The following is an 18,635-nucleotide window of genomic DNA, read 5'->3' as shown; positions in this document are numbered from 1 at the left end:
CATTCCCCCTTTATCGCTTCGCTTAACCGGACCGCAGGCTATGCCGTCATGTACCAGGTACAGTGCGCGCCGCCGTCCACCGCCAGCATATGGCCGGTAATATAAGCGGCGCTATCGGACAGCAAATAGGCCACCGCGCCGGCGATCTCCTCCGGCAAACCGGCGCGCCGCAGCGGCAGGCGGGCCACCTCCGCCGCCAGCGCCGGCTCGTGCTGCTGCCAGGGCGTATCTTCACGTACCGGCCCGGGACTGACGCCGTTCACCCGGATGCCATAGGGCGCCCACTCCACCGCCATCTGGCGCGTAAGATTGATAATCGCCGCCTTCGCCGGTCCATAGGCGCCGGCGCCTGGGTAGCAGCGATGGGCCGAGGCGCCGGCGATATTGACAATGCCGCCGCCGCCCCGCGCGCGCATCACCTTCGCCGTTTCGGTGGCCACCACGAAGCTGCCGGTTAGATTCACCTGGATCACCCGCTGCCACTCGTCGTCCGCCACGCTTAGCAGATCTCCCGAGCCGTTCGCCCCGGCGTTGTTCACCAGCATGTCAATGCGGCCGTAACGGGCGCACATGGCCTCAATTGCGCCGGCAACCTGTGCGCGATCGGCAATATCCGCATACCAGGCCTGCGCCCGGTGTCCCCGTTCGCGCAGTTCCTGTACCGTCCTTTCGCCCGCCGCGCGATCGCCGTGCAAAAGTAATGCAATATCGGCGCCAGCCTGCGCCAGCGCCAGCGAGATGGCCCGGCCAATCCCTTTCGAGCCGCCGGTGACCAGCGCGACGCGGCCGGTGAAATCGCCTTGGTTCATGCTTCCTCCGCTAAGGGTGTCGGCGGCTCGCCCCTGGCCTGTTCCGCCAGCGTTCGGCCGCAAATATAGCCCCAGGTCAAATTCGGCCCAAGCGTCGTCCCCGCGCCGACGGCGCGGCTGCCGATGGGATTCGCCATGGCGACGCCGGCGCAGAACAGACCGGGGATGATAGCGCCGTTCTGGTGCACCACTCGGCCGAACTCGTCGGTGCGCGGTCCCCCTTTGGTTGCCAGATAGGTGCGGTTGAACGGCACGGCGATAAAGGGCGCGCGGGTAATTGCCCGCAGGCCGACGTGAAAGCGGCGATCGCCGTTGGCGTGGCTGACGCTGCGTTCACGGTGAAAATCCTCATCTACCCCCTGGCGGCAAAATTGGTTAAAGCGCGCTACGCTGCGCGTCAGCGCCGCGGGCGGCAGATTGAGGCGCTGCGCCAGTTCCTCGAGCGTCGCGGCCCGGCGCAGCCAGCCGGGATTGCGCAGGGCGCAGGCCAGCAGCAATGGCGCACGCCACAACAGGCCGGCATCGGAAATCAACCACGCCGGTAGATGGGCGGGGGGACCTTGCGGGTATTCCCGCTCATCCAGCACCTCTCCCAGATTAAACGTGAATTCATTGGTGAAGCGTTCGCCATGACGATTCACCAGCACGACATTGGGTTCATACTGAAAAAAGACCGACAGCCCATACCGCTGCCCTTCATAGCGCGCAGGAAGCGCGCCGGTGATGGTCGCCTGATCCATATGAGCCAAACGCGCGCCGATAGCCTCGGCCATCCGGTGGGCATCCCCCTCATTGGTGGGGGGGCTGGAGATATAATCAAACGCGCCGGGGAAATGCCGACTGCGCCGCAGGGCGTCCCATTCAAATCCACCGCTGGCCAGCACGACACCCTGGGTGGTGTTAACTTGCGTCAGCCGCCCTTGGCGACTGAACCAGGCGCCCGTCACCCCGCGTTCAGGGGTATAATCCAGCCGCTCGACCCGCGCGGCGGTTTCCAAACGGCAGCCGTGCGCCAGACAGCCCGCGAGCAGCCCGGTGATAAGCGCCGCCCCTTTGGTGCGGGCGCCGGTCAACCACCGCCAAATGATGCGCGGCGAAAGGCGCAGCGCCACGCGCAGCGGAAAATGATAGGGATCGTCGCCGATAACCTCCTGATAGGTATAAACATGCGGCAGCGGCGAACGCCGCAGCTTGAGCGAGGCGCCGGCCAATACGCGGGCGCGCAGCGGCGCGGGCGTGACCATCCGGCCGAAGGTTTTTCCTCCGGCATTGCCGTCCAGCGGATCGCCCTCGGTCGTCAATTGAAAGCGCAGCGGCGTGTGCCGCTCAAGGAATGCGAGCATGGCCGGGGCGCTTTGCACGAACTGTCGCCACAGCCGATCCTCCGTCTCACGCCACCCTTCCGGCGCGCTGGCGCGCAGGTAGGTCAAAGCCTCCGCCGGGCTGTCCTGCACCCCCTGTGCCAACGCATGATGATTTGCCGGCACCCATACCGCGCCGCCGGACATGGCGGTCGTGCCGCCGACGGTGGCGGCCTTTTCGACGATTAAGACCTTAAGCCCCGCCACCGCCGCGGCAAGGGCGGCGCTCAACGCCGCGCCGCCGGAGCCGACCACCAGCACGTCGCAGCTTTGTATCTCATCCGCCTGCGGCGCGGCGTTATCAACGCGATCGTTCATCATCCGCCCGCGCTTATTTCATTGGCCGGGTGCTGAACAAATTGATCCCGGGCTGCTCCAGCATCACCGGTTGCAGATCCCATTTATGCATGATGCGTTCATATTCGCCGTTACGCCACAGCACGTTCAGGGCGCCGAGCAGCGCTTGCGCCAGCGCCGTGTTGTCTTTCTGAACGACGATACCGAGATAATATTTTGGCAGCAGCGACATAGCGACGGTGCGGATCGGCCGCGGCGCCACTTTTTTGATTTCGGCGGCGGCGGCGGCATCGTTGAGTACGAAATCGATACGGCCGGCGTAAAGCGCCAGAAGTACCGCGTCGGCGGACTGGAGACGGGTAACCGCGATCGCCGCCTTGCCGTTCTTGCTACAATTCGGATTCAAGATGTCGGTCACGGCGTGCTCGAAATCGGTTCCGGCCTGCACGCCAACTTTCAGTCCGCACAGCGTCAGCGGGTCGGTGGTAATGCTTTTATTGTCAGCCAGGGTATACACTTCATTGGTGGCATAGGCATAGTTGACGAACGACACCTGCTTTTCCCGTTCCGCGCTGTCGGAGATGCACTCCATCGCCATATCGTAGCGCCCGCTTTTGACCCCCGGGATCAAGCCGGCGAAATCAATGGAAACCGGTTTAATCTCGACGCCAAGTACCTTACCCATGGCGTTCCACAGATCCGGCTCAAAGCCTATCATCGTTTTATTATCTTCCGCGAAAACTTCACAGGGCGGATAGTGCGCGTCGGTCACCAGGTTGATGACGCCGCTTTGTTTGATCTTCGCCGGCAGTTGATTATGCAGCGCGGTATCCACACTAAGCGCGGCCGCGGGCGCGCCGTGCGCCTGGCTTACCAGCCATAAACCGCTGCAGAGCAGCGCGGTCTTAAAGAGTGCGACGATTTTTTTCATGCTTGCTACTCCTGAAACGGTGTTAGTCATTAAATCCCCCCAATGGGAGTGAAACCTACCGCCGGCAAAAATCCCCTGGCAATCCGCGCGCGGCGTAACAGAATTGCAACTCCCGTGCCAGAATTAACTAATCAATTAATTAAGGTTGCATAACGGTTCGTACCGTATTGCGCGTTCCCTTCTACCGCGCTTAGCTTAAAAAATAGGCGCAAACGGGTGTAAATGTGTGCACCGACGGTGCAAGGTCGTCGGTTTTTTCATCAATTCAGTGCAAACGCCGGCGGGGATAGGCAAAAGAAAATCGGCAGAGAGAGCTCAATCAGGTCAGTGGAGAGCAGCCTAAGCAGCGCGGTAGAGAGGAAGCCCGATTAGGGCGGTTGAGAGGAAGCCTGATGAGGGCGGTTGAGTGAAGGCCGGGAGGGCGGCGCTTACCGACCGAAAGATAACGGCCGGAGAGGCGGCTCGCCGTCAAAGCGAGAAAGAAGTCACGCGATCAGGCGATCAATTGAACATTTTTTGCAGATAGCGGACAAGGGAAGCACGCGAGCTAAAACCGTGGGGAATACCGTAGTGGCTATCCGGCTGCCCTTCAGGATCCGGCGGAAAAGCCTGATAGCTCACGCTTGCGCGTACCGGTGAGGTGGGTTCGGCGAACAGGCTGCTCTTATCGCGCAGCGCGGGGTGAACCACCAGCGCGGTCCTGCCCAGCCTGGCTTCGCGATTAACATACACATAATGATGTCCTTTACGGTACCCATAGCTTTGCCGGGTAATGGTGTCCCTTTCAAAGCCGGAGTTTTCCAGTTCGCGCGCTACTTCATCGGGTCTTAAATACATTATTTGTCCTCTCTTCAGTCACGGTGAAGTGATCACAGCTAATGTAATCGGTCAGGTGGAGTGAGATAAGCCGCACTCCCGCCTTTCAGAATAATCCAAAAAGCCGATACTTTCCCGTTTCATCCCCGGTGCCTGCGCCGCCGGTGGTGAAAAATAGGTCTATAATTAAACAACCTACTACTGAATGGGAGAAACACATGTTTACCAAAACCGAAAAACAGGACGTCCAATTGGATTTTAAAGACGATGTTTCTCTGCTGGCCGACACCCTGGATTCACTGCTGAAAACAACCGATAAAACGACCCAGGAAGAACTGAGTGACCTGCAGGCGAAAGCCCGGCGGGCCTTGCGCGACACCCGCGCCAAACTGAACGGCAAGAGCCGCATCGGTCAATACGCCCGCGATGGCGCTCAGTACGCCCGCGACGCGGCGGTGCAAACCAAAAACTTTGTCGTGGAAAAACCCTGGCACAGCTTGGGCATCACCACTGCAGTAGGGATCGTGCTGGGCGTTCTGTTAACGCGCCGTTAGTCAGACAGCACCGCGGATGCGCCCGCGCCGGTCCGCGAGCGCATCCGCGCCTGACCACACATCCGCACCAAAATAGCGCCGCTGTTTCGCAAGCGAAAAGTCGCCAAAATCCACCCCTGATTCGGCGCGCGACGCGGGTTTCCACCTCACGCCGCCACGCCGGTAAAACAGCAAATTAAAGCGTCCCGGGAAAATTTTTTTCCCGCTTGGTTACCTGCGTATGATCCGCAATGAACCCGCTCCACGCCTGGAGCGGGTTTTTTATTTGCTTTTTTTTCGCTCAGAAGCTGGCGTCCGCCGCGGGGTATTACTATATATTGTATGGTTGATCTGATTTATATCTAGATATAGTATGCATTACATGTTCAGCACCACAACGCGGCGGCAGCACTCTCGCAAGCCCGCGATACCTACACTGTGAGAGGTAAATACGAATCATGACTATTACTATTTACACTAAACCGGATTGTGTCCAATGTCACGCCACCTGCCGCGCGCTTGACCGTAAAGGCATCGATTACCGGCTGGTGGATCTGCTGGACGATGAACAAGCGCTGCATCATGTCCGGTCGCTCGGTTATCAGCAGGTTCCCGTGGTACAGACCGCCAATGAACACTGGAGCGGCTTTCGTCCCGACAAAATCAGCCTGTTGTCTGCCAGCGCAATCCCGGCCTAAGGCGCGGTAATGACCGCGTTGGTTTATTTTTCCAGCAGTTCGGAGAGTACGCACCGCTTCGTCAGCAAATTAGGGCTGCCGGCGCTGCGTATTCCTCTTGAGATGCGCGAGAGCGTGAAAGCGGATGCCCCCTATATTCTTATTTTACCGAGCTACGGCGGCGGCTCGACCCGCGGCGCCGTACCGCGTCAGGTCATCCGTTTTCTCAACGATCCGTTAAACCGTTCCCTGTTGCGCGGCGTCATCGGCGCCGGCAACCGGAACTTCGGTGCGGCCTTCTGTTTGGCGGGCGATATCGTCGCCCAAAAATGCCAGGTTCCCCTGCTCTATCGCTTTGAGCTTCTGGGGACGGCGGAAGATGTCGTACAGGTACGTAAGGGAGTGACCGAATTTTGGCAGCGACAGAACTTAGCATAATTGAACCCGCGTTGCAGGCGCTGGATTATCATGCCCTTAATGCCATGCTCAACCTCTACGACGAGGCGGGCCATATCCAGTTCGACAAGGATCATCTGGCGGTAGAGTGCTACCGGCAACAGCATGTGATCCCGAACAGCCGTCGCTTTGCTTCCCTTGAGGAAAAGCTGCGTTGCCTGGTCGACGAGGGCTATTATGAAGCTAAGGTGCTGGCGCCTTACAGCCAGGCGTTTATCGCTTCGCTGTTCGCCGAAGCCCGGGCGCAACGGTTTCAGTTCCAGACGTTCATGGGCGCGCTAAAGTTCTACACCAGCTATGCGTTGAAAAGCTTCGACGGCAAGCAATATCTGGAAGATTTTGAGGATCGGGTGTGCATGGTGGCGCTGACGCTGGCCGCCGGCGACGAAACCCTCGCCAGGGCGATGATGGCGGAGATGCTCTCCGGCCGTTTCCAGCCCGCAACCCCCACCTTTCTCAACTGCGGTAAACAGCAGCGCGGGGAATACGTCTCCTGCTTTTTGCTGCGTATCGAAGATAATATGGAGTCGATAGGCCGGGCGGTCAACGCCGCGCTTCAACTGTCGAAACGCGGCGGCGGCGTGGCCTTTATGTTGACCAATTTGCGCGAAGCGGGCGCCCCCATCAAGCGTATCGAGAATCAATCGTCCGGCGTGATACCGGTGATGAAAATGTTGGAGGACGCGTTCTCTTACGCCAATCAGCTCGGAGCTCGCCAGGGTGCCGGCGCCGTCTACCTGCATGCCCACCATCCCGATATTTTGCGTTTTCTGGACACCAAGCGCGAAAACGCCGACGAGAAAATCCGTATCAAAACCCTGTCGCTGGGCGTGGTGATACCGGATATCACCTTTCAGCTGGCGCGAGACAACCAGCCGATGTATCTTTTCTCGCCCTATGACGTTGAGCGCATTTACGGCCAGCCGTTCTCACAATTGGCGATCGGCGAACGTTATCACGAGATGGTGGCGGACAGCCGTATTCGTAAAACCGCCATCGACGCGCGCGCTTTTTTCCAGACGCTGGCCGAGATTCAGTTTGAGTCCGGTTATCCTTACATGATGTTCGAGGACACGGTGAATCGCGCCAATCCCATCGCCGGGCGCATCAATATGAGTAATTTGTGTTCGGAAATTTTGCAGGTTAACAGCGCCACCGAGTACAACGAAGACCTGAGCTATCAACATGTAGGGCGCGATATCTCCTGTAATCTGGGCTCGCTGAATATCGCGCGTACGATGGATTCGCCCGATTTTGGCCATACGGTAGAGACAGCGGTGCGCGCCTTGACCGCGGTGTCAGACATGAGCCACATCGGTTCCGTTCCTTCGATCGCCGAGGGTAATCAGCATTCCCACGCCATCGGCCTCGGTCAAATGAACCTGCACGGTTATCTGGCGCGCGAGCATATTTATTACGGCAGCCCGGAAGCTGTGGAATTTACCGATCTCTATTTTTACACCGTGACCTATCATGCGGTGCGCGCCTCCAACCGCTTAGCGATAGAGCGCGGGCGCGCTTTCGGCGGATTTGCGCAGTCGCGCTACGCCAGCGGCGACTATTTTACGCCCTACATCAATAAGCTTTGGGAAGCGAAAAGCGCGTGCGTGCGCGATTTGTTCGCCAAAAGCCATATTCAGTTACCGACACAAGAGGACTGGCGGTCGCTGGCGGACAGCGTCAAGCGGCACGGGCTGTATAATCAAAACCTGCAAGCGGTGCCGCCCACCGGCTCCATCTCCTATATCAACCATTCGACCTCCAGTATTCACCCGATCGTTTCGCGTATCGAGATCCGTAAAGAGGGTAAAACCGGCCGGGTTTATTATCCCGCGCCGTACATGACCAATGAGAACCTGGCCTATTACCAGGATGCCTATGAAATTGGGCCGGAAAAAATTATTGATACCTACGCCGCCGCCACCCGCCATGTGGATCAAGGGCTGTCGCTAACGCTGTTCTTTCGCGATACCGCAACGACGCGCGACATTAACCGGGCGCAAATTTACGCCTGGAAGAAAGGTATTAAAACGCTGTATTACATCCGCATCCGGCAGCTGGCGCTAGAAGGTACCGAAGTGGCCGGCTGCGTGTCGTGCGCCCTGTAAGGTCAAGGAGAATGCTATGACCCTCGAATCCGCGCCTTCGCGCGTCCAGGCGGTAAACTGGAACCGTATCCAGGATGACAAAGATCTGGAAGTCTGGAACCGTTTGACCGCCAATTTCTGGCTACCGGAAAAACTGCCGCTGTCCAATGACGTCCCGTCATGGAACGCCTTGTCCGCCCAGGAGCAACAGCTGACGATCCGGGTATTTACCGGCCTAACGCTGCTGGATACGGTGCAAAATACCTGCGGCGCGCCGGCGTTGATGGTCGACGCTCTGACCCCCCATGAGGAGGCGGTATTTTCCAATATCTGCTTTATGGAAGCGGTACACGCCCGTTCCTACAGCTCGATATTCTCCACCCTCTGTTCCATGGCGGATGTGGACGCCGCTTATCGCTGGAGCGAAGAGAATGCGGCTTTGCAAAATAAAGCGGCTATTATCCTACGCCATTATCAGCATAATGATCCGCTAGAGAAAAAAGTGGCCAGCGTTTTTCTCGAATCATTCTTATTTTATTCCGGCTTCTATTTGCCAATGTATTATTCCAGCCGCGGCAAGCTGACCAATACCGCAGATTTGATTCGCCTTATTATTCGCGATGAAGCGGTGCACGGCTATTATATCGGTTATAAATTCCAGCGCGGTCTGGCGGCGGCCACCCCGGAGCGGCGCGAGGCGGTCAAGCTGTTCGCCTATGATCTGTTGCAGGATCTCTACGAGAATGAGCTGGCCTACAGCGCCGCGCTGTATGATGACGTCGGTTGGACCGAGGACGTTACCGCTTTTCTGCACTATAACGCCAATAAAGCGTTGATGAATCTCGGTTATGAGGCACTGTTCCCGGCTTCGATGACCGCCGTCAATCCCGCCATTCTTTCGGCTCTGTCGCCAAACGCGGATGAGAATCATGACTTCTTCTCCGGCTCCGGCTCTTCCTATGTGATGGGGCGCGCGGTCAATACGGAAGACGAGGATTGGGCCTTCTAACGCCGATGGCCGTCCACGCCGACGGGTGTGGGTGACCGGCGGCGTGGACGGGACGGCTCGGCGAGGCCGAAATTGCGGCGCCGGTCGGGTTTTCCCCGAAGACAATCGGTTTTTCCCGCGCACCAGTTGTAAACGGTTGGGGTTGATACCTGACAATTTCACCTCTGAGGCATAAGCTGTGCTCCCGCATTGCTTATTTCTCTTCTTCGCCGCATCGGCAATGCCGTATTTTTTTCCTCTCGCTCAAAGCCATAATACCGGGCCGATTTCTGACCCGATATTAAACGCAATGCGCGAATATACCATCATGGCGATTGACGGGGTAAATCGCTTCATCTTATAGCCCCGGCACTATTATCCGCTTGCGCCGAATATGAACAAAAAAGAACCAATATCGAAACGGATATATATCCGCAAGCGGTCGCCCCGCATCCCATTTCGCTGCTGATATCGCTCTCTCCATCGTCCCAAAATAGCTTTTTTTTTCACGAGGTGATATTTGCCGCAAACCCTTGTCTGCCGTAGTGGATCCGGCCGGAATAGGCCCTTTTCGCGTCATGAATATTCTGTCTTTAGGACGGCTAGGGGTTGTCTCAGAATCTCAGTATGTTAGGGTATAGGGCGTTTTAATTTTGGTCAGGATTATTTTATATATAGTAAATGTCACACGGGAAAACTATAATTTCATGGCAGTAAAACTTGAAGTAAAGAACCTTTATAAAATATTTGGCGAACACCCCGAGCGGGCGTTCAAATTGATTAACGCAGGGCAAGACAAAGATACCATATTTGCAAAAACCGGTCTGACGGTTGGCGTGAAAAATGCCAGTCTGGCCATTGAAGAAGGCGAGATATTCGTCATCATGGGATTATCCGGCTCGGGTAAATCCACTATGGTACGCCTTCTCAATCGTCTGATAGAGCCGACACGGGGCGAGGTGCTGATTGACGGCGAAAACATCGCCAATATCGCCGATGCCGCCCTGCGCGAGGTGCGACGTAAAAAAATCAGTATGGTGTTCCAGTCTTTTGCCCTGATGCCCCATTTGAACGTGCTGGATAATACCGCTTTCGGCATGATGCTGGACGGTATGGCGCCGCAACAGCGGCATGCCAAAGCGCTGGAAGCCCTGTCGCAGGTGGGGCTGGAACAGCATGCGCATTCCTGGCCCGACGAGCTGTCCGGCGGCATGCGCCAGCGTGTCGGCCTGGCGCGCGCGCTGGCCATCAACCCCGATATTTTGCTGATGGATGAGGCGTTTTCCGCCCTCGACCCGCTTATTCGTACCGAAATGCAGGACGAGCTTATCAAGCTACAGTCCCGCCACCAGCGCACCATCATCTTTATCTCCCATGACCTTGACGAGGCGATGCGCATCGGCGATCGCATCGCTATCATGCAAGGGGGCGAGGTGGTGCAGGTGGGCACGCCGGACGAGATCCTCAATAATCCGGCCAACGACTATGTCCGCACCTTCTTCCGCGGCGTGGATATCTCGCAGGTATTCAGCGCCAAAGATATCGCCCGTCGCCGGCCGGTAACCCTGATCCGTAAAACCCCGGGCGTCGGCCCGCGCTCCGCGCTGAGGCTGCTGCAAGATGAGGATCGTGATTTCGGCTATGTGCTGGAACGCGGTCAGAAATTTATCGGCGTGGTGTCCATTGATTCGTTGAAGGCCGCCCTTTCCGCCAACGGTACGCTGGAAGACGCGTTGCTGTCATCGCCGGCCACCATTCCCGCCGAGACGCCGCTCAGTGAATTGATTTCCACCGTCGCCCAGGCGCCCTGCGCCGTACCGGTCGTCGGTGAAGATAATCAATACATCGGCATTATTTCCAAAGGGATGCTGCTGCAGGCGCTGGATAAAGAGGGGATGAACAATGAGTAACACCACAACCGATCCGTGGACGGCGACCAACGCAGCGCCCGCTCAGCAGGCCGCTGGCCAGCAAGCCGCAGGCCAGGCCGCCGATCCCTGGAGCAGCACCGCGGCGCCCGCCGGCGAAGCGGCCCATAGCGCCCCCGCCGAGGGTGGCACCTCCCAGGCCGCCGATCCCTGGAGCGGCACCGCGGCCCCCGGCGGTGAGGCGGCCCATAGCGCCCCCGCCGGCGGCGCCGATGCCTGGGGCAATGCCGCCGCGCCGGGAGGCGATGCCGCCTCGCAACACGCGGCGCAGCAAAGCGCTGACTGGCTCAACAGTGCTCCGGCCGACGCGCCCGCGCATTTCAATGTGCTTGACCCGTTTCATCAAACGCTTATCCCCCTCGATCGCTGGGTCACCGAAGGCATTGATTGGGTAGTATTGCATTTTCGTCCGCTGTTCCAGGGCATCCGCGTCCCGGTGGACTTCATCCTAAGCGGCTTTCAACATCTGCTGCTGGGCCTGCCGGCTCCCGTGGCGATGATCATTTTTGCGCTGATAGCCTGGCAAATGTCGACGCTCGGCATGGGCGTGGCCACGTTGGTGTCGCTTATTATCATCGGCGCCATCGGCGCCTGGTCGCAGGCGATGGTGACGCTGGCGTTGGTGCTCACTTCGCTATTGTTCTGCATCGTACTCGGGCTACCGCTGGGTATTTGGCTGGCGCGCAGCAACGGTGCGGCAAAGATTATCCGCCCGCTGCTGGATGCGATGCAGACGACGCCGGCGTTCGTCTATCTGGTGCCGATCGTCATGCTGTTCGGTATCGGTAATGTGCCAGGGGTGGTGGTCACGATTATCTTCGCCCTGCCGCCGATAGTGCGGCTGACCATCCTCGGCATCAAGCAGGTGCCGGCGGATTTGGTGGAAGCCGCGGAGTCATTCGGCGCCAGTCCGCGCCAAATGTTGTTCAAAGTGCAATTGCCGCTGGCGCTGCCGACTATCATGGCGGGGATTAATCAGACGTTGATGCTGGCGCTGTCGATGGTGGTCATCGCCTCGATGATCGCGGTCGGCGGTCTGGGACAGATGGTGCTGCGCGGCATTGGCCGGCTCGACATGGGCTTGGCCACCGTCGGCGGCGTCGGTATTGTGATCCTGGCGATTATCCTCGATCGTCTGACGCAGTCGTTGGGGCGCGACAGCCGCAGCCGCGGCAACCGCCTCTGGTACAGCAGCGGCCCGCTGGGACTGATAACCCGTCCGTTTCGCAAGCAGGCATAACCTTTTCCCCGAAGGCGGGCAACGGCAGCGCATTGCGCCGCGGCCCGCCCTAAACAGAACAGGACTTCCCCATGCGTCATACCGTTATCCGTGCGCTCGCGCTCACCGCCGTATTCACCCAGTCTGTCTGCGCCGCCGCGCTGCCCGGTAAAGGCGTGGTGGTAAAACCGGTGCAAAGTTCGCTGGCGGAAGAATCATTTCAAACCGAGCTGGTTAACCGGGCGCTGCAGAAACTGGGCTACGACGTTCAGCCCACTAATGAAGTGGATTACAACGTCGCCTACACCGCCATCGCCAACGGCGATGCGACCTATCTGGCGGTGAACTGGAAGCCGCAGATGGAAGAGATGTACGACCACGCCGGCGGCGATGGCAAATTCTACCGTCGGGGCACCTATATCGCCGGCGCCGCCCAAGGCTATTTGATCGATAAAAAAACCGCCGAAAAGTACCATATTCGCACGCTGGATCAATTACGCGATCCCGCCCTTGCCAAATTGTTCGACACCGACGGCGACGGCAAAGCCGATATTACCGGCTGTAACCCCGGCTGGATCTGCGGCAATGTCATCGACGGGCATATCAAGGCGTTCAACCTGCAATCCACGGTGACGCAAAATCAGGGCAACTACTCGGCGATCATCGCCGATACCCTTGCCCGCTTTCACCAGGGCAAGCCGGTGCTTTATTACACCTGGACGCCCTATTGGCTGAGCGCCGAACTGGTGCCCGGCCGGGATGTGGTCTGGCTACAGGTCCCGCGATCCGTCTATCCGGGCAATCAGGATACCCGTTTGCCTAACGGCAGCAATTATGGTTTCCCGGTCAATAACCAACATATTGTCGCCAATAAAGCGTGGGCGGCGCAGAATCCGGCCGCCGCCAAACTGTTCGCCGTCATGACGCTGCCGGTGGCCGATGTGAATGCGCAGAACCGGCGTATGCATCAGGGGGAAAACACCCCTGAAGCGATCTCCCGCCACGTGGACAGCTGGATTGCGGCTCATCCCAAGCAGTTCGCTAGCTGGTTAAGCGCGGCGCAGGCGGCGGCCCAATAACCTGGCGTCGCGGTTCGCACCGCGGCGTATTCTTACAACGACCAACACAAGGTAAACCCATGCGCAAGATAGCATTAGGGGCGTTCGCGCTCACCGCGGCTTTCGCCGTACAGACCTCCTTTGCCGCCGAGCTGCCGGGGAAAGGCATCCAGGTTCAGCCGGTGCAAAGCACCATTACCGAAGAGACATTTCAAACCCTGCTGGTGAATAAGGCCTTGGAAAAACTGGGCTACTCGGTGCAGTCGCCACGGGAAGTGGACTACAACGTGGCCTATACCTCAATTGCCTCTGGCGATGCCACTTTTATGGCGGTGAACTGGGACCCGCTGCACGCGGATCAGTACCAGGCCGCCGGCGGTGACGCAAAGTTTTATCGCCAGGGTAATTATGTCGAAGGCGCGGCCCAAGGCTACCTGATCGATAAAAAGACCGCCGAGAAGTACCACATTACCACCATCGACCAGCTCAAGGATCCTAAATTGGCCAAGCTGTTCGACGCCAACGGCGACGGCAAGGCGGATTTGTCCGGCTGTACGCCAGGCTGGGGCTGTGAGGCGGTCATCAACCATCACCTCAAAGCCTATGGCTTGAGCGCGACCGTCGAGCATAATCAGGGAAATTATGCGGCGATCATGGCCGATACCATCAGCCGCTACAAAGAAGGTAAACCTATCTTGTATTACACCTGGACACCGTACTGGGTAAGCGACGTACTGGTGCCGGGACGCGATGTGGTTTGGTTGCAGGTGCCATTCTCTTCGCTGCCGGGTGAGCAGAAAGGGATCAGCACCAAGCTGCCCAACGGCGCAGACTATGGCTTCCCCGTCAACAGCATGCGCATCGTCGCCAACAAACGGTGGGCTGAAGCCAATCCGGCAGCGGCCAAGCTCTTCGCCATCATGAAGCTGCCGATTGCCGATATCAACGCGCAGAACGCGCGGATGCACCAGGGCGAAGCGCAAGAAGCGGATATTGAACGCCAGACCGACGGCTGGATCAAAGCGCATCAGGCCCTATTCGACGGTTGGGTAAACACCGCCGCGGCCGCCGCCAAATAAGCGCGACACTGCGCCGTTCGGATCGTCGATGCGGGCGTAACCCCGCCATAACACCGGCGAAAAACCAGCGAGGGGGACTCACCCCTCGTTTTTTTGTTGTTAATCGGTAATAATACCCGCCCGTTGGTTAAACGAAACCTTAATGAAAACGTCCACAGATCATCCCAGCCTGAACCCGGCATTAATCCTCATCATGGCAATCGCCACCGGCCTGGCCGTTGCCAGCAATTACTATGCCCAGCCGCTGCTGGATGCTATCGCCAGGACCTACCGTTTGTCGGTGCGCGAGGCGGGGTTCATTGTCACGGCGGCACAGCTCAGCTATGCCTGCGGCCTGATGTTCCTGGTGCCTCTCGGCGATAAATTTGAACGCCGCAGTATGATCGTGGTGATGTCGGTGCTGGCCGCCATCGGCATGGTGATTACCGCCTCGGCGCCGTCCCTGCCGATGATGCTATTGGGCACCGCCCTGACCGGCCTTTTTTCCGTGGTGGCGCAGATCCTGGTACCCTTGGCCGCTTCGCTGGCCGATCCCGAGCGGCGTGGCAAGGTGGTGGGCACCATCATGAGCGGTCTGCTGCTCGGCATCCTGCTGGCGCGGACCGTTGCCGGCGCGCTGGCGGATCTCGGCGGCTGGCAAACCGTTTACTGGCTGGCGAGCGCGTTGATGGTGGTCATGGCGGTAATACTGTGGTTTGCCCTGCCGCGGTATAAACAGTACTCCGATCTGAATTACCGCCAGCTGCTCGGCTCAATTTTCAGCATTTATCGGCAATCGCCGGTATTGCGCAACCGTGCTCTGCTGGGCTGCCTCAGCTTTGCCTGTTTTAGTAATCTTTGGACCTCCATGGCGTTTTTACTGGCCGCGCCGCCCTTTCATTTTAGCGAGTCGAAAATCGGCCTGTTTGGCCTGGTGGGCGCCGCGGGCGCATTAGCGGCCACCCGCGCCGGCGCGCTGGCAGACCGGGGTAAAGCCAAAATGACCACGCTCGGGGGGCTATTGCTGCTGCTGTTCTCCTGGGTGCTGGTGTGGTATGGCCAATATCATTGGCTGTCGCTGGTGCTCGGCATTATTGCCCTCGATTTGGCGGTGCAGGGGCTGCACATCACCAACCAAAGCGTGATTTACCGTCGCATGCCGGAGGCGCGTAACCGTCTGACCTCCGGTTACATGACCAGCTATTTCGCCGGCGGCGCCTTCGGGTCGCTGGTATCCGCCACGGCTTACCAAAGCGCCGGCTGGAACGGCGTCAGCCTCGCCGGCGGCCTGCTCTGCCTGATTAATTTGTTATTGTGGCTGCGCGGCAGCCGTCACGAAGAGTCCGGCCTTCCCCGCGCCTGATCGCGCGTGCGCCGCTGGCGCGGGGCGATGTCTCATGGTATTGATAAGATTCGCCGCCGCGGCGCGTGGCGCCGCGCTCTTGTCAGCCATCAAAGGAAAGAAGGCGATTCATCATGGAGTCTAACATTGCCGGTCTGCCGGCCACTACCGCGCCCGCGACATTCCGTCAGGGCATCAAAGATAGCCTGCCGATTGTCATCGGGTATATGCCGGTGGCGTTCGCCTTTGGCCTGAATGCCGTGAAACTCGGCTTCACGCCGCTGGAAGGACTGTTCATCTCCTGCATCATTTACGCCGGCGCCAGCCAGTTTGTGATTACTACCCTGCTCAGCGCCGGCGTTTCGCTGTGGATAGCGGCGCTGACGGTCATGGCGATGGACGTGCGTCACTTATTGTATGGACCGGCGCTGCGCCAACGCATTCCTGGCGCGTTGGCCCCCCGTAAAACCGCCCTCTGGGCTTTCGGCCTGACCGATGAAGTCTTCGCCGCCGCCATCAGCCGCCTCAGCCGGGATAACCGCAGCTGGTCGGAAGACTGGATGTTAGGCGTCGCGCTCTGCGCTTGGCTATCGTGGGTGGCCGGCACGCTGGCGGGCGTCTGTTCCGGCAATGGTCTGCTCGATGATTGGCCCGCCGTCTCGGCGGCACTGGGCTTTATGCTACCGGCGCTGTTTCTCAGTTTTCTGCTGGCCGCTTTCCAGCGCCGGCAAAGCCTGGTGCTGGCCGCGGCGTTGGTCGGCGCCTTGGCGGGCCTCTGGCTGGTATCGATCCCCATGGCGATTCTGGGCGGCATCGGCGGCGGCTGTCTGGCGGCGTTGCTGTCGTCATTAAAGGAGGAGAGCCGTGACTAGTACCGTGTTTATCATTGGCTGTGTGGTCGGGACGGCGAATTTTCTGTTTCGCTGGTTACCGCTGCGCCTGGCGGGCAACGCCGGCGGCCGGCCGCTGCGCAACGGCCTCCTCGGTCGGGTACTGGACAGTATCGGTATTGCCGCCATTTGTGCGTTGCTGGTGGTCTCCACCTTACCCGATATCCTGCAGGAGCCGCAGCGTAGCTGGCCTGCGCTGGCGGGTTTTTTGACGTTAACGGCGCTGTTTTACCGCACGCGCAGCATCGTTATGGCGACGCTCTCCAGCGCGCTGGTGTATGGCGTGGTGTACAAGTGCCTGCTGACATTTTGACCGGGGCAGTTAAGAGCCGGGTAAATTAACATTACCTCAACACTTATATAGACGTCTAAACTTTCCATCCTGACAATATTTACATGGGTGATTACATCAGTTATTATACAGTCTGCAACTAATGAGGTGCAGGTTACGATGGAAAGTTCGTTCACCCCGATAGAACAAATGTTAACGCTGCGCGCGCAGCAAAAAAGCGATTTTCCTTTCCAGGAAGTGTTGTTAACCCGTTTGTGCATGCACATGCAGGGTAAACTGCTGGAAAATCGCAACCGTATGCTGAAAGCCCAGGGAATCAACGAAACCCTGTTTATGGCGTTGGTCACCCTGGAATCCCAGGCCAGCCGCAGTATTCAGCCGTCAGAATTGAGTTCGGCCCTGGGCTCCTCCCGTACCAACGCCACCCGCATCGCCGATGAGCTGGAAAAGCGCGGCTGGATTGAACGTAAAGAGAGCGAAAATGACCGCCGTTGTTTACATCTGCATTTGACGGACGCCGGGCAGACGTTTCTCGATAATCTCTTGCCGCCGCAGTACAACTGCCTGCTTTCCCTGTGGTCGACGCTGAATGAAGCGGAAAAGCAGCAATTGGAAAGCCTGACCCGCAAGCTGTTAAATAAGCTGGACACGCTTATCTCGGAAGAGGATGTGCTGAAGTGAGTTTTGCCGCTTGCCACAGCAAACGCCGCGAAGGATACTCCGCGGCGTTTTTTTTGCGTCCCGCCGCCGTCAGCCGCGGTTTTGCCGCCACCACTCCGCCAACAAAATGCCGGCGCTGACGGACACGTTCAAACTGGGTACCCGACCGGTGCCGTTGATGGCCACCGCGATATCCGCCTGCGACAGTACCGCTTGTGAGAGCGCGCCGCCCTCTTCCGCCAATACCAGCACCGCCCGGGCGGGCATCTTCACTTCGGAAAGTGGCGTGCCGCCGTTGCCGGTCAGCGTCACCACGGTGTAGCCGGCACGCTGAAAACGCTGCATGTCTTGCAACATATCGTCGCACTGAATGGCTTTGACGTGCTCTGCCCCACCTTCCGCGGTGCGCACCGCGGCGCCGGACTCCAGTAGGGCACTATCGCCCACCATCACGCCATTTACGCCGAAGTGCGCACAACTGCGCAGGATTGCGCCGAGATTGTGAGGATTGCTAATCTGCTCAAGCGCCATAACGCAATCGTGCTGTTTTGCAGCAACGCTGGTCAGATAACCGTCGGCGTCAAGACCGGCACGTTTTTTAATCAGAAAACAGACGCCGCCGTGATGCTCCGTGCCCGAGGCTTTGGCCAGCTCATCGTCTTCCACCACATGATAAGCCTTGCGGTTGGCCGCCATCCAGCGCAGCGCATCGCGAAACCGCGGCGTCACCGATTGCTCAAACCAGGCTCGAACGATGGCGTCCGGGCGGTTGCGAAACAGCGCCTGACAGGCGTTTTCCCCGTAAACGCGGGTTTCTTCGGCGCGCTGGCGGCGCAGCTGTTCGGGATCAATCTGGCTTTTGCCGCTAATGCCCCCATGATCGGGTACAGCGGCGTCATCCCCCGCGTAGAAGGTTTTCCACGGCGAGTCCGAGGTTTCGCCGCGCGGCCGGCGGCCGGCGCTGTCGTCGCGGGGTGGGGCGTCCTGCCGGGCGCGGCGGGGCGCGTCGCCCGAGGAGGAGGCGCGATCGGCACGTGCGCCGCCGCGGGCGCGGTCGCCGGGCGTCTTCCACGGATTACGGCCCTCATCGCGCTGACCGCTCTTGCGATCGGTGGTGGAGCTGCGCGTGGCGGGGCGGCGCGCTGGCGCCTGCTCTTCCTCCTTGCGCACATACATCACGCGGACTTTGCCATTCTTACCCTTTAACGCATCGCTATCGCTCATATTGCCCTC

The 18,635-nt window shown here is 58.9% G+C and carries 18 protein-coding genes; 13 read left to right on the top strand and 5 right to left on the bottom strand.

Annotation, left to right across the window (positions count from 1 at the left end):
• Positions 1 to 38: 38 nt before the first annotated feature.
• The 4 genes from SANT_RS04795 to SANT_RS04780 form a co-directional block, all read right to left on the bottom strand.
• The gene (locus SANT_RS04795) at positions 39 to 809 is read right to left on the bottom strand and encodes an SDR family NAD(P)-dependent oxidoreductase (RefSeq protein WP_025421162.1); all 771 of its coding nucleotides are present in this window, start codon (positions 807 to 809) and stop codon (positions 39 to 41) included.
• Positions 806 to 2,491 carry an FAD-dependent oxidoreductase gene (locus tag SANT_RS04790; RefSeq protein ID WP_025421161.1) on the bottom strand — a complete coding sequence of 562 codons (1,686 nt, stop codon included), beginning with the start codon at positions 2,489 to 2,491 and terminating at the stop codon, positions 806 to 808. Before SANT_RS04790 ends, SANT_RS04795 begins: the two co-directional genes overlap by 4 nt.
• A gap of 10 nt (positions 2,492 to 2,501) precedes the next feature.
• Positions 2,502 to 3,398: an ABC transporter substrate-binding protein gene (locus SANT_RS04785; protein ID WP_025421160.1), complete on the bottom strand. Its 897-nt coding sequence runs from the start codon at positions 3,396 to 3,398 to the stop codon at positions 2,502 to 2,504.
• Positions 3,399 to 3,899: 501 nt separating this feature from the next.
• The gene (locus SANT_RS04780) at positions 3,900 to 4,235 is read right to left on the bottom strand and encodes a DUF2002 family protein (RefSeq protein ID WP_025421159.1); all 336 of its coding nucleotides are present in this window, start codon (positions 4,233 to 4,235) and stop codon (positions 3,900 to 3,902) included.
• Between the two features lie 197 nt (positions 4,236 to 4,432).
• On the opposite strand from SANT_RS04780, the gene SANT_RS04775 reads away from it, so the two are divergent.
• From SANT_RS04775 to mprA, 13 genes are all read left to right on the top strand, one after another.
• Positions 4,433 to 4,768: a glycine zipper domain-containing protein gene (locus SANT_RS04775; protein WP_025421158.1), complete on the top strand. Its 336-nt coding sequence runs from the start codon at positions 4,433 to 4,435 to the stop codon at positions 4,766 to 4,768.
• A 437-nt stretch (positions 4,769 to 5,205) separates the two neighbouring features.
• Positions 5,206 to 5,445, top strand: a complete 240-nt coding sequence (gene nrdH / locus SANT_RS04770; protein ID WP_025421157.1) for a glutaredoxin-like protein NrdH — start codon at positions 5,206 to 5,208, stop codon at positions 5,443 to 5,445.
• A gap of 9 nt (positions 5,446 to 5,454) precedes the next feature.
• The gene (nrdI, locus tag SANT_RS04765) at positions 5,455 to 5,862 is read left to right on the top strand and encodes a class Ib ribonucleoside-diphosphate reductase assembly flavoprotein NrdI (protein WP_025421156.1); all 408 of its coding nucleotides are present in this window, start codon (positions 5,455 to 5,457) and stop codon (positions 5,860 to 5,862) included.
• Positions 5,859 to 7,988: a class 1b ribonucleoside-diphosphate reductase subunit alpha gene (gene nrdE / locus SANT_RS04760; RefSeq protein ID WP_420480354.1), complete on the top strand. Its 2,130-nt coding sequence runs from the start codon at positions 5,859 to 5,861 to the stop codon at positions 7,986 to 7,988. The genes nrdI and nrdE overlap by 4 nt, the downstream gene beginning before the upstream one ends.
• A 16-nt stretch (positions 7,989 to 8,004) precedes the next feature.
• Positions 8,005 to 8,976 (top strand): class 1b ribonucleoside-diphosphate reductase subunit beta, encoded by a 972-nt coding sequence (nrdF, locus tag SANT_RS04755; protein WP_025421154.1) that lies wholly within the window; start codon positions 8,005 to 8,007, stop codon positions 8,974 to 8,976.
• 686 nt (positions 8,977 to 9,662) lie between these two features.
• On the top strand, positions 9,663 to 10,865 hold the full coding sequence (gene proV, locus SANT_RS04750; protein ID WP_025421153.1) for a glycine betaine/L-proline ABC transporter ATP-binding protein ProV: 1,203 nt from the start codon (positions 9,663 to 9,665) through the stop codon (positions 10,863 to 10,865).
• Positions 10,858 to 12,123 carry a glycine betaine/L-proline ABC transporter permease ProW gene (proW, locus tag SANT_RS04745; RefSeq protein WP_025421152.1) on the top strand — a complete coding sequence of 422 codons (1,266 nt, stop codon included), beginning with the start codon at positions 10,858 to 10,860 and terminating at the stop codon, positions 12,121 to 12,123. Before proV ends, proW begins: the two co-directional genes overlap by 8 nt.
• Before the next feature lie 71 nt (positions 12,124 to 12,194).
• Positions 12,195 to 13,181: a glycine betaine/L-proline ABC transporter substrate-binding protein ProX gene (gene proX / locus SANT_RS04740; protein ID WP_025421151.1), complete on the top strand. Its 987-nt coding sequence runs from the start codon at positions 12,195 to 12,197 to the stop codon at positions 13,179 to 13,181.
• 59 nt (positions 13,182 to 13,240) lie between these two features.
• Positions 13,241 to 14,239 carry a glycine betaine/L-proline ABC transporter substrate-binding protein ProX gene (gene proX / locus SANT_RS04735; protein WP_025421150.1) on the top strand — a complete coding sequence of 333 codons (999 nt, stop codon included), beginning with the start codon at positions 13,241 to 13,243 and terminating at the stop codon, positions 14,237 to 14,239.
• Between the two features lie 142 nt (positions 14,240 to 14,381).
• Positions 14,382 to 15,581, top strand: a complete 1,200-nt coding sequence (locus tag SANT_RS04730; RefSeq protein WP_025421149.1) for an MFS transporter — start codon at positions 14,382 to 14,384, stop codon at positions 15,579 to 15,581.
• 113 nt (positions 15,582 to 15,694) lie between these two features.
• Positions 15,695 to 16,432, top strand: coding sequence for an AzlC family ABC transporter permease (locus SANT_RS04725; protein ID WP_025421148.1), 738 nt, complete (start codon positions 15,695 to 15,697; stop codon positions 16,430 to 16,432).
• Complete coding sequence (gene ygaH, locus SANT_RS04720; protein ID WP_025421147.1) at positions 16,425 to 16,763, top strand: L-valine transporter subunit YgaH; 339 nt, start codon at positions 16,425 to 16,427, stop codon at positions 16,761 to 16,763. The genes SANT_RS04725 and ygaH overlap by 8 nt, the downstream gene beginning before the upstream one ends.
• A 138-nt stretch (positions 16,764 to 16,901) precedes the next feature.
• Complete coding sequence (gene mprA, locus SANT_RS04715; RefSeq protein ID WP_025421146.1) at positions 16,902 to 17,423, top strand: transcriptional repressor MprA; 522 nt, start codon at positions 16,902 to 16,904, stop codon at positions 17,421 to 17,423.
• A 69-nt stretch (positions 17,424 to 17,492) separates the two neighbouring features.
• Here mprA and SANT_RS04710 read toward each other — a convergent pair whose 3' ends face one another.
• Complete coding sequence (locus tag SANT_RS04710) at positions 17,493 to 18,626, bottom strand: tRNA/rRNA methyltransferase (RefSeq protein ID WP_025421145.1); 1,134 nt, start codon at positions 18,624 to 18,626, stop codon at positions 17,493 to 17,495.
• Between the last annotated feature and the right edge of the window lie 9 nt (positions 18,627 to 18,635).

It is taken from the genome of Sodalis praecaptivus (assembly GCF_000517425.1).
GTDB classification, from domain to species: domain Bacteria; phylum Pseudomonadota; class Gammaproteobacteria; order Enterobacterales; family Enterobacteriaceae; genus Sodalis_A; species Sodalis_A praecaptivus.
Note: the sequence above shows the minus strand (reverse complement) of the source record. Positions and strands in the feature narration are given on the sequence as shown.